General features: G+C 67.4%; 14 protein-coding genes. 2 read left to right on the top strand and 12 right to left on the bottom strand.

What is annotated here, in order from left to right; genetic code table 11:
* From ACZ4TG_RS25485 to ACZ4TG_RS25435, 11 genes are all read right to left on the bottom strand, one after another.
* Positions 1-1,206: a MalY/PatB family protein gene (locus tag ACZ4TG_RS25485; RefSeq protein ID WP_468166657.1), complete on the bottom strand. Its 1,206-nt coding sequence runs from the start codon at positions 1,204-1,206 to the stop codon at positions 1-3.
* Positions 1,196-1,948 carry a thioesterase II family protein gene (locus tag ACZ4TG_RS25480; protein ID WP_468166655.1) on the bottom strand — a complete coding sequence of 251 codons (753 nt, stop codon included), beginning with the start codon at positions 1,946-1,948 and terminating at the stop codon, positions 1,196-1,198. Before ACZ4TG_RS25480 ends, ACZ4TG_RS25485 begins: the two co-directional genes overlap by 11 nt.
* Positions 1,945-3,936, bottom strand: coding sequence for a B12-binding domain-containing radical SAM protein (locus ACZ4TG_RS25475; RefSeq protein WP_468166653.1), 1,992 nt, complete (start codon positions 3,934-3,936; stop codon positions 1,945-1,947). The genes ACZ4TG_RS25480 and ACZ4TG_RS25475 overlap by 4 nt, the downstream gene beginning before the upstream one ends.
* 19 nt (positions 3,937-3,955) lie before the next feature.
* Positions 3,956-5,419 (bottom strand): helix-turn-helix domain-containing protein, encoded by a 1,464-nt coding sequence (locus tag ACZ4TG_RS25470; protein ID WP_468166651.1) that lies wholly within the window; start codon positions 5,417-5,419, stop codon positions 3,956-3,958.
* A gap of 15 nt (positions 5,420-5,434) precedes the next feature.
* The gene (gene leuD / locus ACZ4TG_RS25465) at positions 5,435-6,064 is read right to left on the bottom strand and encodes a 3-isopropylmalate dehydratase small subunit (protein ID WP_468166649.1); all 630 of its coding nucleotides are present in this window, start codon (positions 6,062-6,064) and stop codon (positions 5,435-5,437) included.
* A gap of 11 nt (positions 6,065-6,075) precedes the next feature.
* Complete coding sequence (gene leuC, locus ACZ4TG_RS25460; protein ID WP_468166647.1) at positions 6,076-7,479, bottom strand: 3-isopropylmalate dehydratase large subunit; 1,404 nt, start codon at positions 7,477-7,479, stop codon at positions 6,076-6,078.
* A gap of 45 nt (positions 7,480-7,524) precedes the next feature.
* On the bottom strand, positions 7,525-8,868 hold the full coding sequence (locus tag ACZ4TG_RS25455) for a hypothetical protein (protein WP_468166645.1): 1,344 nt from the start codon (positions 8,866-8,868) through the stop codon (positions 7,525-7,527).
* A gap of 47 nt (positions 8,869-8,915) precedes the next feature.
* Positions 8,916-10,358, bottom strand: a complete 1,443-nt coding sequence (locus tag ACZ4TG_RS25450) for a pyridoxal phosphate-dependent aminotransferase (RefSeq protein ID WP_468166643.1) — start codon at positions 10,356-10,358, stop codon at positions 8,916-8,918.
* A gap of 24 nt (positions 10,359-10,382) precedes the next feature.
* Positions 10,383-11,504 (bottom strand): 3-isopropylmalate dehydrogenase, encoded by a 1,122-nt coding sequence (gene leuB, locus ACZ4TG_RS25445; protein WP_468166641.1) that lies wholly within the window; start codon positions 11,502-11,504, stop codon positions 10,383-10,385.
* A gap of 53 nt (positions 11,505-11,557) precedes the next feature.
* Positions 11,558-11,848, bottom strand: coding sequence for a hypothetical protein (locus ACZ4TG_RS25440; protein ID WP_468166639.1), 291 nt, complete (start codon positions 11,846-11,848; stop codon positions 11,558-11,560).
* 281 nt (positions 11,849-12,129) lie between these two features.
* Complete coding sequence (locus ACZ4TG_RS25435; RefSeq protein ID WP_468166637.1) at positions 12,130-12,936, bottom strand: IclR family transcriptional regulator; 807 nt, start codon at positions 12,934-12,936, stop codon at positions 12,130-12,132.
* Positions 12,937-13,387: 451 nt separating this feature from the next.
* Here ACZ4TG_RS25435 and ACZ4TG_RS25430 point away from each other — a divergent pair, with 451 nt between their 5' ends.
* Together ACZ4TG_RS25430 and ACZ4TG_RS25425 are read left to right on the top strand one after the other, a co-directional pair.
* Positions 13,388-13,999, top strand: a complete 612-nt coding sequence (locus ACZ4TG_RS25430; protein ID WP_468166635.1) for a helix-turn-helix domain-containing protein — start codon at positions 13,388-13,390, stop codon at positions 13,997-13,999.
* 146 nt (positions 14,000-14,145) lie between these two features.
* Positions 14,146-15,102, top strand: coding sequence for a serine hydrolase domain-containing protein (locus ACZ4TG_RS25425; RefSeq protein WP_468166633.1), 957 nt, complete (start codon positions 14,146-14,148; stop codon positions 15,100-15,102).
* A 26-nt stretch (positions 15,103-15,128) separates the two neighbouring features.
* Here the strand turns inward: ACZ4TG_RS25425 and ACZ4TG_RS25420 are convergent, their stop codons facing one another.
* Positions 15,129-16,415 (bottom strand): MFS transporter, encoded by a 1,287-nt coding sequence (locus ACZ4TG_RS25420; protein ID WP_468166631.1) that lies wholly within the window; start codon positions 16,413-16,415, stop codon positions 15,129-15,131.
* Between the last annotated feature and the right edge of the window lie 12 nt (positions 16,416-16,427).

The raw sequence follows: 16,427 nt of genomic DNA, 5'->3' as shown, positions 1-16,427 counted from the left end.
TCAGACCCCCTGTTTGCCGTGTGAACCGACGGCGAGCCCATTCACCGCGGCCTCTATCCGTGTCAGCTTCCGCTCGAGTACCTCGGCGGAGGTGGCGAAGTTCATCCGCACGAACCCCCTGCCTTCGGGGCCGAAGGAATCGCCGGAGAAGAAGAGCACCTTGGCCGCGTCCCGGAAGAAGCCCGATGGCTCGGTTTCGAGTCCGAGGGACCGGCAGTCGAGCCACGCCAGGAAGGTCGCCTCCGGCATGCGGTAGTGGACGGCAGCCGGAAGCCGTTCGGCCAGGGTGCGGCGGTTGCGGTCCAGTACGACGCGCACCTGGTCCAACCAGGCGTCGCCCTCCGTCCATGCGGCCTTCAGCGCCTCCACGGCCAGCACCCCGACCTGCCCGTAGAGCAGGCCTCGCTTGGCGTCCACGGCTGCGCGCAGATGCGCCGGACCCATATGGGCCACGGCGCAGCGGATGCCGGCGAGGTTGAACGCCTTGCTGCCCGAGGACAGGGTGACGGTCCGGGCCGCGATCTCCGCGCCCAGGGACGCGAAGGGGATGTGCCGGTGTGGTTCGTGGGTGAGGTCGGCGTGCACCTCGTCCGAGATCACCAGGAGATCCCGGCGCAGGGCGATTTCGGCGATCCGCTCCAGCTCGGGCCGGCGCAGGACGTGTCCGGTCGGGTTGTGCGGGTTGACCAGGAACAGCACGCGGCAGCATCGGGACTCGTCGCCCGCCAGCCTCTCCACCGCCTCCAGATCCCACTCCCACCCCTGGCCGGCCGGAGTCATCGGCACCGTCATCGGACGGCGGCCGATCTTCTCGAGCACTTCGGTGAAGGGCGGGCAGGCAGGTGACTGCAGCAGCACGCCGTCGCCCGGTTCGGTGGCGAGCTGGACAGTGGCCAGCATCGCCTGATTGACATCGGTGAACATCCGCACGTGAGTGGGATCGGCCCGATGGCCGAACCGGCGCAGCATCCGCGCCGCGTACACCCCGCCCAGCGGCCCGCCGTCCGCTTCGTCGAACCATGCCGGATACCCGAGATCGCCGTCCACGCGCCGGCGTATGGCCTCGCGGATCGCGGGTGCGACGGGGAAGTCCATATCCGCGACCCAGGAGGCCAGGACGCCGTCCCCGGCCGACGCCCATTTCTCGCCGTCGCGCTGCGCGAGCCGGCTCACGTCCAGGTCGTCGAGTGACACGTCAGTGACCATGTTCCGTCGTCCTGTCCGTCAGGTGGTCCATCAGCGTGGCGAGCACGTCCGCGTGGCACTCCTCGTGGGGGAAGAAGTGCCCCCCGGCGAAGGTGCGGGAGGCGAAGGCACCGCGGGTGTACTCGCTCCACATGAGCGCGTCCCGCGGATCCGTCACCGGGTCGCCCCTGCCGCACAGCGAAACGACGGGACAACTGAGCGCCGCCGCGGGCCCCGCCCCGTAGCTCTCCGCCGCGCGGAAGTCGGTGCGCAGGATCGGCAGCAGAACACCACGCAGATCCTTGTCCCCGAGGAGTTCCGCCTCGGTCCCCCCGAGATCTGCGACGAGGCTCAGGAGCACCTCGTCCTCGAGGTCCGCCCAGCTCCGCTTCCCGCGTGCCGGGTCGTGGGGTGCCCGTGCGCCCGAGACGAACAGGGCGCGGACGGGGTGCCCCGTGGCCTGCAGGAAGAGGGCCGTCTCGTAGGCGATGTACGCCCCGAGGCTGTGTCCGAACAGGGAGACCGGCTGGGACGTCAGCGGCGCCACGGCGGCCGCCGCCTCCCGGGCCATCATGCGGACGTCCTGGAGGAGGGGTTCCTTGAACCGGTCCCCGCGCCCGGGGTACTGGACTCCGTGGACCTGCACGTCCGGTGCGTCCGGCGTCCAGTCCCGATAGGCGAAGGCAGACCCGCCACCGTGTGGGAAGCAGACGAGGTGCCGGGTGGCGTCCGCCCGCCCGTCCAGCGCACGGAGCCAGCTCATGTCGCCACGTCTACGCGAGGCGTCGAAACCTCGGCCGTCGCGGCCGGATCGGCGACGTCGACCAGCAGGGGTGTGTTGTCGTTGCGGGCGCCTCCCCACCGGCGCTGCGTTTCCCGGTGGATGTGCCAGATGTCGTCCTCCGAGAGCACCACCGAGACGACGCCGGGAAAGGCTTCCTCGAAATAGGTGTACGGCTTCCTGTTGTCGATGCGCGGCGAGTGGTAGTTCAGCCGGTCCTGCATCGCGTGCTTGCGCGTGATGGGGGTCGCCGGATGGTAGGTGAGAATGTTGGGACTGGCGAGATCGACGAGCTTGTCGTCGATCAGCCGGCCCACTTCGTGGATGGTCTCGTCGATGCTGGAACGCGTCTCCCCGTCCAGGCCGAACAGTACCGACGTGCCCACCTGCATGCCCTGCGACTTCACCAGCCCGGTCGCCTCACGAACCTTCTGGCGCCACGGGCGGTTCTCCTCCCGGCGAAGGTTCTTGTGGATACCGTTCATGACCTGGCTCGACATGCTTTCGATGCCGATGTAGACGTAGGTGCAGCCTGCCTCGCGCATGGTCCGCAGCACTTCTGTGCTGGCGGCCGCATCGTGGAGTGCCGCGAGCGTGTCCACCGTCAGCTGGGCGCCCCACTGCAGCCCCCTCAGCCGTTCGACGGAGTCGGGGTTGCCGAGGTACCGCTGGAGTCGCGGATCGAGCTGGGAGAAATCTGTTGTCTCGCGTATCCGACGGAGCTGGACACAGAATTCCTTGATGTCTCGGTACCGCCCGCTCCAGAACACGGAGTCGTCAAAGAACAACGCCTCGCATCCGTAGCTGATGTACTCGCAGACCCGCTGCACGGCGATCTCGGCACCGTTCCCGCGGAACCGCTTGAGTCCGCCGACGAGTTGCGCGGATTCCGAGCAGAAATTGCACTGATAGGGGCAGGCGTTCGAGACCATGAAGTGTGCGGTCCGCATGACGTCGCCGGTCAGCGGATGGGTGAAGATGGGGAAGTGCGAACGTATCGCGAAGGCCTCGTAGGGCGCGGGCAGGGACCCGAGGTCCAACGACGCCCCTGACACCGGGACCGCGACGAAGGAGTCTCGCTGGGCCGTGACGATCAGCGACCTGCCCGGCCCGGGGCCTTCCGCGGCCAGCAGCCCCTGCAGGCACGGCAGCACCTGGTCGCGGTCCACCCAGCGGCGCTCCAGGTCGGTGGCCAGGGCGAGGGCCCGCATCAGCAGGTCCACCGCGTGGTAGGCCTCGCCGCTGACGACCGCGTCGATCACCTGCGGCGCGTCGCCGCTCTGTATCACCGCCACCGTGGCGCTGGGTTTGACCAGCACACCTTCGCCGTCGTGGGTGGCGGTGAGGGTTTCATCCGCGTGCCGGCCGCCGAGTACCACGAAGGCTTCCGGGACCTCGCTCTTGACCAGGGCGGCGATCTCCAGCGCATAGCGATGCGCCGGCGAGACCGCGCTGATGAGCACCACTCCGGGCCTGACCTCGCGAAGCAGGCGAATCCACCTGACACGGGAGGCGTCGTCCCATACCCGGGGATCGAAAACCGTCTGATCGGTGTTGGGGTCGGTGCCGTACTCGCGAAAACCGTCGGGACTGACCGCGAGTCGGTATTCCTCGGAAGGGAATCGGGTCCACTCAGGGGCCAGGTCGTTGTAGTGTTCCGCCTTCTCCAGGGGTCCGGCGTCGTGCACCGCATGATGGACCGCGACACTGAGCGCTGCGTACAGACACATCGGGTCGCCCGGATAGGTGATCTCACCCTCCGTCTGGGTCATGACCGGCGCGAGTACGGACAGCACCGGAAAGTACCGGTCCAGGGTTTTGTCCCGTTCCAGTTCTTCGCCGAGTTGATGCCGGCGTCGGCGGCGAAGCTCCTGGAAGTCGGCTGGATCGGGTGCACCTTCTCCGTGAACGACCCGAATCAGGCCGGTGTTGAGGAGCTTGCCATCGATATCGGTCGTCTGCGCAGCCATGAGCCCTCCAGAACGGCAGTCATACGTCTTGTCGGTCGTTGCCTTCCGGGGCTGATCCCGGCACCAGCACTCCGGCGGCACGCTCTGCCGTCGAAGCGGAACAGCTCACAGGCTCGGCACGCACGTGCCGGACCAGCAATTTCCCACCGCTCTCGAACACCCGCCGGCTCCATGCGTCGAGCCGCTGCCGGGCTGCCTCCCGGTCGGTCCGCTCCTCCTCGGCGGCCACGCGTGCGGCGGCGAAGAGCAGCAGCAGGCGGTCGAGCCGGTACTGATCGCGCCCGACCTCCTGCAGCAGGTTCAGGGAGACGAGTCCCTCCAGCAGCCGCCGAGCGATTCCGGCAGGCCTGCCGAACAGGGCGGCGGCGGTCGCGGAGCTGACCGTCCGCCCCCATGTCAGCCCCAGCAGCCGGAAGGCCCGGGAGGACTCGGCATCGAGCCGGCGGTACGAGGCTTCGAATGCGACCCGTACGGTCATGACGTCCCCGTCGGCCAGCAGGTCCAGCTTGCCCTCCGGGTCGTCGAGGCCGGCGAGTTCGCCCGCCAGCCCCGCGATGGAGCGGTGCCGGCTGAAGGCCAGCCGTTCCGCGGCGATCCGCAGGGCGAGCGGCAGCCGGGCGCACAGGGCCGCCAGCGAACGCACCGCCTCCGGTTCGGCACGGACCCGGGCGGGCCCCAGGACGGAACCGAACAACTCGACGGACTCCCCCATGGACATGGGATCGAGGAACACCCGCCGCGCACCGGCGTGGGCGGCGGTCCCCGTCATCTGCCGACGGCTCGTGATGACCACGCCACAGCTCGGGGATCCGGGCAGGAGCGGACCGACCTGGTGCGACCCGGCGGCGTTGTCGAGGACCACGAGCACGCGCCTGCCCGCGACGAGCGTCCGGAACATCGCGGCGCGGGCTTCCGTGCCGTACGGAACGGAGGCGCTCGGCACCCCGAGAGCGCTGAGGAAGCCCTTGAGCACTTCCGCCGGGACCAGCGGGGGCGCGGTACCGGAGAATCCCCTCAGGTCCTGGAACAGGATGCCGTCGCCGAAATGATCCGCGTTCGCATGCGCCCATTGCGTAACCAGCGTGCTCTTGCCGACCCCAGGGGCACCGTCAACGGCGACGGTCATGCCGCTGTTCGTCCGCTGCGCCTCGGCCAGGCAACGGTCCAGCTCCAGCAGTTCGTCCACCCGTCCCACGAAGGGGGCGGGGCTGCGGGGCAGCTGTGCGGGCAGGGTCCAGGCACCCGGTTCCGGCCTTCGGCTGCGTGCGAGGGCGGCCAGCTCACCCCTCGCCCCGAGTTCCGTGTCGCACAGCTCGGCGAGTTTCAGGGTGGGCGGGGCCACGCCGTTCTCGACCTTGCTCAACCAGCCGGCGCTGTAGACCACTCGGCGGGCCAGCGCCCGCAGCGAGATCCCCTGCTCCTCCCGCATCCGCCGTAGCTCGGCCCCGAAACTGCTCGCGTGTCCGCTCCCGGTCTCAGCCATCGGCCTGCTCGGCTTTCATTGCGCCGGCCGATCGGCGAACAGCCAAGGCACCTCTTGGCTGCGGCGTTCCTCGTAGGCCTTGATCTCGCTCCGATGCGAGAGGGACCAACCGATGTTGTCGAGTCCGGCGAGCACCGAGCTCTTGCGGAAGGGTTCCAGATCGAACGTGAAGGTGACGCCGCTTCCCGCGGTGACGGTGTTGGCCGGCAGGTCGACGTGCAGCCTGGGCGGTGCGTCCGTCTCCAGGATCTTGACGAGCTCGTCGACCTCGGGGGCATCCAGCTTGATCGGCAGGATGTCACTGTTGAAGCAGTTGTTGTAGAAGATGTCCGCGAAGCTCGGCGCTATCACGCACCGGAAGCCGTATTCGCGCAGGGCCCAGGTGGCATGCTCGCGCGAGGAGCCGCAGCCGAAGTTCTCGCCCGCCACCAGGATGCTCGCACCCTCGAACTCCGGTCGATTGAGTACGAACTCGGGATCGACGACGTGGCCGCCGTCGAGGTAGCGCCAGTTGGCGAACAGGAACTCGCCGAACCCGGTGCGGAGGATCGACTTGAGATAGCGCGCCGGGATGATGTCATCGGTGTTCACGTTGGTACGCGGCAGCGGCGCGGCGATACCGTCATGTTTGCTGAATTTCTCCACAGGGCCCTTCCTTACAGCTGCCGGGCGTCGGCGAAATGGCCGGCCACGGCCGTGGCGGCAGCGGTCGCCGGACTGACCAGATGTGTCCGTCCACCGCGCCCTTGGCGTCCTTCGAAGTTGCGGTTGCTCGTCGAAGCACACCGCTCACCGGCGGAGAGGCGGTCGCCGTTCATGGCGATGCACATGCTGCAACCGGCCTCGCGCCACTCGAAGCCCGCCTCCCGGAAGATGTCCGCCAGCCCCTCCGCCTCGGCCTGGCGGCGCACCCGCATCGAGCCGGGGACCACGATGGCCCGCACGCCGGGCGCAATGTGCTTGCCGGCCACCCGGTCCGCCGCCGCGCGCAGGTCCTCGATGCGCGAGTTGGTGCACGAACCGATGAAGACGGTGTCGACCCTCAGCTCCTCGATGCGCTGCCCCGGCTCCAGACCCATGTAGTCCAGCGCCCGCTCGACCTCCGCGCGATTCCAGGGGATGGCCGGGTCGGCCGGGTCCGGCACCGTACCGGTGATGTCGGCCGTCATGCCGGCGTTCGTGCCCCAGGTGACCTGCGGCGCCAGGTCGTCGACGCCGACCTCGTGCACGGCGTCGAATGCGGCACCGGGGTCGCTGGCGAGCTGCTTCCAGTGCGCGGCCGCCTGCTCGAACAGCTCTCCCGAGGGGGCGTACGGGCGGCCGCGCACGTACTCGACGGTGACGTCGTCGGGCGCGACCATGCCTGCCCGGGCACCGGCCTCGATGGCCATGTTGCACAGCGTCATGCGGCCTTCGATCGTCATCGAGCGCACGGCGGAGCCGCTGAACTCGATGACGTGGTGGGTGCCCACGGCGGTGCCGAGGCGGCGGACCACGGCCAGTGCGACGTCCTTGGCCGTCACACCGTGCGACAGCGTCCCGTCTATCCGGATGTTCATCGTCCTGGGTCGTCGCTGCAGCAGACACTGCGTGGCCAGGACGTGTTCCACCTCGCTGGTGCCGATCCCGACGGCGAAGATGCCCAGGGCGCCGTGCGTAGAGGTGTGCGAGTCTCCGCACACCACCGTCATGCCCGGCAACGAGAGCCCGAGCTCGGGGCCGATGACGTGAACGATCCCCTGCTCCTCGTGGTTCATGCCGAGGAGCCTGACCCCGAAGTCCCGGGCGTTCTCCTCCATCGTCTCGATGCACACGAGGCTCTGGCGGTCCACCACGTCGAGGAGTCCACGCCCCGGCACGGTGGGTACGTTGTGGTCGATCACCGCCACCACGGACTCCGGGCGGTACACGGGGAGATTCCGCGCCCTGAGCCCGGCGAACGCCTGTGGCGAAGTGGCTTCGTGTGTGAGGTGCCGGTCCACGTAGAGCATCGGCACCTCTCCGGGTTCATCGCGCACGATGTGCGCGTCCCAGATCTTTTCGAACATCGTTCTCGGCATCGATCCGCCCCTCCCAGGTCTGCCGGTTGCGCCTCCGGGGAGCACTCAGGCTCCTTGCCGTCCGTACACGGGGGCGAAGTACTCCTCCAGCTCCTCCGGGGTCAGTTCGCGCCCCAGCCGGTTCGCGTCCGCGAGGATCCGCTGAATGTGTTCCGGGGTGAGCGACCGAGGATCACGCCCGCTGTGGAGACAGGCGAGCTTCACCGAACTCTGGCCGCTCCACGGACTGACACCCACCGACTGCACGCCGCCGACCGAGCTAGGATCGACGGCCGAGTACACCGTGCGGGCCATTGCCCGCAGCTGCTTCTCCCGTTCGAAGTCGCCCTCCTCGTGGGCGCGGTCGGCGAGCGCCTGTGCCTTGAGGATGGCGTCCGAGTGGATGCCGGAGGAGGTGTGGCTGTAGCGCCGGGCGAGCACCCCGTGGTCCGCCGGTGGCACACCGACCATCTCCTGGTAGAAGGAGATCAGTTCCAGCAGCCGGGGCATGTTCCACGAGGTCGGCAGGCCGGCCTCTTCCTGGATGGCGGCGAGGTTCAGCACGATCTCTTCCAGGGAGGCGTTGCCGGCCCGCTCGCCCACGCCCCGCGAAACGACGTGGATGCGATCGACGCCGGCCGCGATCGCCATCATGGCGTTGCCCAGGGCGTTTCCGGTGTCGCGGTGGCCGTGCCAGTCGAGCCGCACGTCCGACGCGCCGAGAGCATCGAGCTCGTTCCGCAGGAAGCGCACGATCCGGTAGGCGCCGAGCGGGCGGATGATCCCGATGGTGTCGGCGAGCACGACGCGGTAGGCGCCGCTCTCGACCTGCGTGCGGGTGATCGCGCGCAGATCCTCGGGCGACGTCTGAGTCGTGTGCTCCGTCCCCGCGATGACCGGGATTCCCAGTTCCACGGTCTTGACGATGAACGTGTTGAGACTGTTCCGGATGAAATCCAGGTCCCACTCCTGAACGAGCCTCCGGGACGGCGCACTCCCCATGAAGACGACGGACTCGAGCGCCGGATGGATGTCCTTGCACTCGGCGGTCCACTTGAGTGATTCCTCTGTGCACATGGCGAGCACTGACGGGACGATGCCGGGCGTCTCGTCCCGCATCCGGGCCAGCAGCCTTTTCATGGTCCTGTCCAGCACATCGGCATCACCCGGGTATATGCCGACGGTGGCAGCAGATACGCCGAACTCCTCCAGCAGATGCAGATATTCCATCATCTGGTCGACGGAGGGGTAGCCGGAAATGCCCTGAAGGCCGTCTCGCAGGCACTCCGAAAGTATCCGGGCAGAGGCAGCCTGCGCGGCGGCGGGTTCGCCTGGCATTTCCTCTGGAAGAGGCGACAGCGGGCTGCCGTCTCTGTTCCAGTTGAAGTTGGCTGGTACTACCTCACGCATGACATCTCCTTGCCGACGGAGCGAGCATCTGAGATATGAAACCCGAGTCAGTCCAATTCAACGGGCAGGATTCCGACCGAGAAGCGGACATAGTCATCCGAATAGCCGAAAGTGGATCCGGGTATTCCAGCGATTCCGGTCTTCTCGAAGACGGAGAAGCAGTCCTCGCCCGGCCGCAGCTTGTTCCAGCTGTAAATAGTTGCATCGTCGTCCAGGTAGACACGCTCAAAAATGTGATGCACGTCGTCGAGTCGTTTCAGCTGGACGCGGAGCCGGTTCCTCCGCAGCCGGTACAGGGCCCGGATCTTCTCGATCAGTTCCGGGCGCCGACGGAACAGCGTGTGATAGGCCATGAAGCGCAGCTGCCACTCTCCGGGCAATGTACTCATGCTGTTCGTCCAGCTCGAACCCATGGTCTGGGCGAAATCGGAATCGCCGAACACCACCCACCCGAACCTCTCGCCGGTCAGCGTGTACGTCTTGGACAGACTGTTCACGTAAATGATCTGACCGGCGATCTCAGACTCGGCCGCAAGGCTCTGCATCCGGCTCAGGTCTGCGGCCGGCGGACCGGTGCCGATATAGGCCAGGTCGGCGAGGAGACAGACGCGACGCCCTTGGCGTGATAAATCCCTGAGCACGGCTGCTATCGCCGATAGCTCTTCGGGGCTGTAGGCGAAAGTCGTCGGATTATTTGTCACCGCCAGATAGACGACATTGACATCCTCGTGCTCCGCGAGCTGTTCCGCCAACAGCGGAGCGGTCAGTTTGAAGCCGTCTTCGGGTCGTATCGGAACCATGTGGATCCGGTAGCCGTAGGCCTTGGCCTGCAGCTCCGGCATATTGAATCCAGGAGCCGGGAAGAGAACCGCACCGGGTGACTGGGAACGATGGTGGGCGATCTGGGCAAGGCCCCGAAGAACCTTGTCGTTGCAGTCCGTGGCGCCCAGCCCCAGGGCTACCTGGGACGCGGACACGTCAAGGCCCCACTGCTTCATGTCGGCCGCCAGCCAATCACGCAGCACGGGATTGCCGACGCCATGGATGTCGTACATACGGGGGTCGTAGCCGACGGCGAGCAGGTGGCGCTCGGCGTCCGTCATCTGCGCCCGCAACCACCGGTAGGTCGCACCCGTCGCCCGGTAGCCGTTGAGGTTCTCCCCCGGTAACGCCGTGCCGAGTTCGTCACCGAGCGCCCGGTAGTCCCCGGGGCCACCCGGTTCCCCCTCGCACTCGGTGATGAGACGTACGTTGACGTCACCGATCGTTCGATTCACGATCTCGCGCCGAACGGCCGTTTCACCGAACTGGCGCGCCGCGCACTCGCGTTCCAGGTCTTGCACGATGCGTGCCATGACCCGCATGGGCGGCTCCAAGCCGACCGCGTTTCGTATGGTGCGGTCCTGCAGCATCTCCAGACGGGTCTTCCGTACCAGTCTGCGCTGCTCATCGAGGCCGGCCCCCAGCGGCGAGGAATTCGGTTCGTACATCGGCGACACCCCTCCCAGCTGCTGTCAGGACCGCAGCAGTCTCTCGAAGATCCGCTGACCCATTTCCTCCGTGCCGATGCTCGCGCATCCTGGGGCACTGATATCCGCTGTCCGGTGCCCCTCGTTCAGCACGTCCTGGACCGCTCTTTCGACGGCTGCCGCCTCCCGGCTCAGCCCGAGCGAATGGCTGAGCAACAGCGCCGCGGAGAGAATCGAGGCGATCGGGTTGGCCAGGTCCCGGCCGGCCATCTCAGGCGCAGTCCCGTGGATCGGCTCGTACAGTCCGAATGTGCCGCTGCCGGTATGCCCGACTCCGATGCTGGCCGACGGCAGCATTCCGATCGATCCGGTCAACATCGACGCTTCGTCGGTGAGAATGTCGCCGAACATGTTCTCGGTGACGATGACATCAAATTCCGACGGGCTTCTGAGGATGTTCATGGCGCAGGTGTCGACGAGCATGTGCTCGTATGCGACCGAGGGATAGTCTCCGGCAACCCGCTCGACGACCTCTCGCCACAGGAGGGACGAGCTGAGCACGTTGGCCTTGTCTACCGACGTGACTTTGCGTCGCCGGTCGCGGGCGATCGTGAAGGCCGCACGCACGACGCGCTCGATCTCCTGATCCGTGTACAGCAGCGTGTCGATGGCCTCGGAGCGCTGTCCGTTCCTGCGGATCTCGCTCGGCTTTCCGGGCACGCCCTCCAGATGCCCGTAGTAGAGGCCGGCCGACAACTCCCGCACGAACATCATGTCCGTGCCTTTGACGTATTCGGGCCTCAGCGGAGACGCCTCGTACATGCACTCGGCGGGTCGAATGGGCCGTAAGTTGGCGAAGAGACCGAATCCCTTGCGGAGCCGGAACAGCGCCTCTTCCGGTCGTTGTTCGCCGGGGCGGCGAACAGCTGTCGCAGGGGAGCCGACCGCCCCGAACAGAATCCCGTCACTCTGTGCACAGAGCGCGAAGGTGGCATCCGAGATCGCGGCGCCTTCGCTCTCGATGGCCTGCGAACCGACGAGGCCTCGATGGATCGTGAAGGTGTGGCCGAACCGCCGCTCGATTCCCTGCAGTACTTTCAGGGCCTGCGCCGTCACTTCGGGGCCTATGCCATCGCCGGGCAGCACGGTGATCGTGCCACTACTCATGGCAGCGTCTCCTTGTCATGGGTGAGGGGAGAGAGGGGGCCGGCTTCGTCTGGCTACTGGGCGTTCACGACCTCGCCGTCCTCATCAGTGAAGTCCCTCGTGAGGGCTCTCGCCGCGGAAACCTCGGGAATACCGGCCCGGGCCTGCACCGCCGCCTGAAGCTGTTCGGCCGATTCCCACAGCCATGTGTCGACAAGAGTTCCGTCCTCGAGACGGATGAGTCGGGTCTCCGCAAGTCCGGACTGAACCGCTCGCACGGCGTCCACGGCAACGGCGCGTCGCTTGCAGAATTCGTCCAGATCTGCCGGGTCGACGGTGAATCGATGGGTTCGCACGACAGGCATGGGAAGCCCTACCTTCCTCGGGAACGGACATCATGGCACCCGGGGCCCCGGACGCTGGAGAAGACCTTAGACGGTCAATTGCATAACCGGGCACGATCGGCCCTTGCTTGTCTTGCGGGGACGGAATCCCGGGCGATTGTCGTCCCAGGACATACCCTGAGGACTTTTCCCACGAGGAAAGCACCTGCACAGAGCACACATGACAGACTATGCGTACACGCCTCAGGCGCGGCAGAGGAGAAACGGTGGATGGGGTCCAACCGGGAAACTCTGCGTGCTCGTTATATTCCGTCGCTGAGACAAGCAATGCGGACAATGCCGTCGGCAACGGTGCGCAGATGGCGTAGATGTGCCTCTTCGGCGCTGAGGTGGTGCGTGGCCGGCCCGGTGAGCGTCAGGGCGCCCGCGACATCGTTGCCGTCGTAGAACAAGGGCACCGCCAGGGTGCGCCAGGGACTGCTGGCGGTCGGCGGTCGGTGCGTCTCGGCCTCGTAGCCCAGGTTCCGGATGCCGAGCACCCTGGTGACGTTCAACTGCTGGGCGGCCGGCAGCCGTTCGAACGCGGACGTGGAGAGGCTGGCGAGCATCACCCGGCCCGCCGCGGTCCTGGTGGGTTCCGGCCGGAAGGCGAGGTCCAGGACCTGCTCCTCCATCTGCCGTTCTCCCGCGATGGCGAGGTCACCCAACGTGCATAACAGACCGCCGTCCAGCGTCGCGGTCCGGTAGTGCAGCAGGGCGGAGTGCCCGGTCAGGTCCCGCAGATCCTCCAGCATCGAGCGGAACGAACTCGGCTGGGGCAGGTGGTTGCACGCGGCGGTGCCGAGCAGCCGCCGGCCACTGGCGCTCAGTTGGTATCCCTTGCCGGGCCCCGCCTGGGTGACGTACCTGAACGGCAGCGCCCGTGCATCGGCGAGGATCTTGTGGGTGTGCGACTCGGACAGCCTCGCCCTCCGAGCGATGCTGCCCAGTGCGTGCGGTCCAGGGCGCTCGCGCTCCAGCTCGCCGAGCGCCCACATCACGTGAAAGCCCTTGCGCACCGCGCTCGCGGAGGCCTCAGCCCGCGAACCAGCCGCGCCTCCAGTGTTCACCTCAGAAGCAGATCCGACCGCAGCCCCCGCTGACACAGTCGCCATCGCCCATCTCACCCCCGTTGTCGGACACTCAACATCCATGTGACGCAGCACGACTACTGCTGACCTGAGCGCATCCGCGCGGGAACCTGCGAGCGACGGCGGGCTCTCGCGTCCGGAGCTTGATCGGGAGGGTGTACCGGGCCGCGGCATTCCATCTGTCGAAGGTCATGTCGTCCGACGCTAGCAAGGTTCAGAATTAGACAAAAGAACTTTTGCAAAAAGATGCTGGGTTCGACCCACACGGAGGCGCCCGCTCCGCCCCGCGGGCGCCCCGCGACCCCGCGAACACCCCGCGGACGCCCCGCGCCTGACGGAACGGGGACGAACGTCCGACCGAACAAACATTCCAGAGACTATTTTGCAAAAATTTCTTTCGGAAGCGCCGAGCATCTACTAAGGTCGCAGCATGGATGCTGAACAGAAGCGAGAGCTCGACCCTGCTCGCGATGCGACCGCGCTGAAGGCGCTGACGCACCCGCTGCGCACCCGGCTGCTCGGGCGACTGCGCATGGAAGGTCCGGCCACCGTGAGCGAACTCGCCGCGGCGGTCAGCGAGTCCTCCGCGTCCACCAGCTACCATCTACGAGTTTTGGCCAAATACGGCTTCATCGTCGCGGCCGAGGCCCGGAACGCGAAGGAACGCCGGTGGCAGGCGGCGCACACCATGACCGTCTGGAAGAACGAGACGATGGCGCACTCCGTGGCCGGCACGGAGTTCATGAAGGTCATCCGCCGCGGGCAGATAGAGCACCTGCAGCGCTCGCTGCTGCGGCACGAGGAGGACATCAACTCGGGGCGCCTCGGCCCCGAATGGGTCGAGAGCTCGGGCATCGTCGACACGATGCCCCGGCTCACTCCGGAATCGGCCCAGGCGCTCGCGGAGATGTTCCGGCAGAAGGCGGAGCAGCTGGCGATCCGCGACAGCCGGGATCCGCGTGCCGAGTCCGTGGTCATCGTCTACGCACAGCTGCCGTACTCCGATCGCGGAGGGGAGACCAAGCCCAAGCACGGCCCGTAGCCGGATGCCGGGGCGGCGCGCTGGACGGCGGACTTGACGGCGCGCAAGACGGCGCGCAAGACGGCGGACTCGACACCACGGCCCGCGATGCGTCCGGGTCAGCCGAAGAGCGCTCCCCCGGACACTCCTGAGGTTAGTGTGACGGGGTGTCTGAGATTGACGGCTTGAGCGGGTCGGTGTCGGTGTTGAAGGGCCGGGATGTTGTGGTGCGGGCGTCAGCCGGCATCGCGGACGCCGGGTCGGGAGCGATGTGTACGCCCCGGACCCGGTTCCAAGTCGCCTCCCTGAGCAAGCAGTTCACTGCGGCTGCCGCCATGCTCCTGGTGGAGGACTCGGTTCTCGCCCTGGACGTCCCGATCCCCGAGTGGTGGCACGACTGCCCCGCGCAGTGGCGTGGTCTGACGCTTCACGACCTTCTGTCCCACACCTCGGGTTTGGGACACTGGCAGGCCCTTCCCGGCCTGGGACTTGAGGATCTGAGGGATGTCGGCACGTTCCTCGATCGTTTCGCCACGGTTGCGCTGCGCAGCGTGCCTGGCGAGGCCTGGCACTACAGCTCGCCCGGATACCTCGTGGTGGCCCGGATCATCGAGCAGGCCACCGGCCGGCCGTACGCCGATTTCGTCACCGATCGCATCCTGCGCCCGTGCGGCCTGGAGGAGACCTCCCTCGGTGGACCCTCGCCGCGAGAGGCGGCACGCGGATACCGAACGGGCCGGCGCGTCGACGTCGTCGAGTTCGCCGCCCTTCCGGGTGCGGCGGACGTCTGGTCCACCGTGGGTGACCTGGCCGCATACACGGCCGCCTTCAACTCCGGGGCCGTCGTCACGCCGGCTTCCCGCGAGAAGATGATCACCCCTCGGACAGCGATCACCGACAAGTGGGGTTCCCTGGGACCTGTCGTCGCCGACAGCTACGGGTACGGCTACTGCCTCGGCACCGTGGCCGGCCGAGCGGCTTTCTTCCACCCGGGCGACAACCCCGGCTATCTGTCGTTTCTCGCCTGTCTGCCCGAACTCGACGTCACGGTCGCGATCCTGGCCAACGAGGAAGACGTCAGTGTGAGCGGCATCCTGGAGTCGGTCCTGCCCGAGGTGATGTGAGGCGAGGACTCGCCGGCTCCGGCGGATCAGTTGGGCAGTTCGGCGCGACGGACGTCCGCCGAGAAGAGACAGGCCACTGCCCCGAGACCGGCGATTCCCCCGAACACGGCGAAGGCCGGAGCCGTTCCGAAACCGGCCACCGCAGCGCCGAAGACCGGTAGGGCCAGGGGTCCGACACCAAAGCTCGCGAGGCTCAACAGGGACATCACCCGGCCCAGATAGGCGGGATTGCAAGCGGACTGCACCAGGGCGTAGGAGATACCGCCGTTCAGTCCGAGGGCCAGGCCCCCGACGGCTCCGAGAGCAGCCGCGATCAGGGGGCTCGGGGCCAGGGCGAGCGAGGCTATCGAGGCTGAACCGGCAGCGAGCGAGGCGATGTAGAAGACGCCGGGGCGGGGCAGCCGGCCCATGGTCGTGAGCAGCAGCGAGCTCACAGCGGCTCCGACGCTGAACGTGCCGAGGGGCCAGCCGGCGCCGGCCGCTCCCCAGTCACGGTCACGCGCCAGCAGCACCAATCCGATGCTCAGGGGGGCGACGCAGCCGAGTTCGACGACGACCAGGGCAAGGACGAGGATGCGGACGAGTGACTGTCTCCGCACGTACTGCAGCCCACTCGTCATCTCCTGCCACATTCCGGTGGCTTTGACCTTTTCCGTCGCCTCTGCCGCCTCCGCCTCCGCCTCCGGGTCGGGCTTCTGCACGGGCAGAGCGCGTATGCGCACGGTGAAGAGCAAGGTCAGCGACAGCGCGAACAGACCGCCCGCGACAGCGAACGCGGCGGCGGGTCCGCTCAGGGCCATCACCAGGCCGGCGAGCGGCGCCCCCAGACTGTTGCCCAACCTGACCGCCAGGGACCGCATGCCCTGGACTCGCAGGACCTGTTCGGCGTCGGCGAGCCGGGCCGGCAGCGCGCCCACCGCGGGAAGGAACAGGGCGTCGGCCACCCCGAAGACAAGAGCGACCGCGACAAGCAGCCAAAGACCCGGGGACGCCAAGGCAAGCGCTGCCGCTGCGGCCAGGATCACCACGCAGCGCACCATGTCGCTGCCGATGATCACGTAGCGGGGGCTGAAACGGTCCGCGATCACTCCGCCGCCCAGCATGAGCACAGCGCGAGGAACGGCGCCGACCGCCATGACGAAACTGGCTTCCGCCGGTGCGGCGGTCCGGCTCGCCGCCCAGCCGAGAGCCAGGAAGAAGCAGCCGTTGCCCACCACCGAGGCGGTATAGGCAACCACCCAACGCAAGACATTGGGATCGCGGTGCGCCGGCTTCGCTAACTCTCCACGTGCTGAGGTCTTGGTCGGTGGCATGTGTTCACTCCG

It is taken from the genome of Streptomyces sp. NPDC028314 (assembly GCF_055565795.1).
The sequence above is the reverse complement of the archived record's forward strand: the minus strand, read 5'-3'. Positions and strand labels throughout refer to the sequence as shown.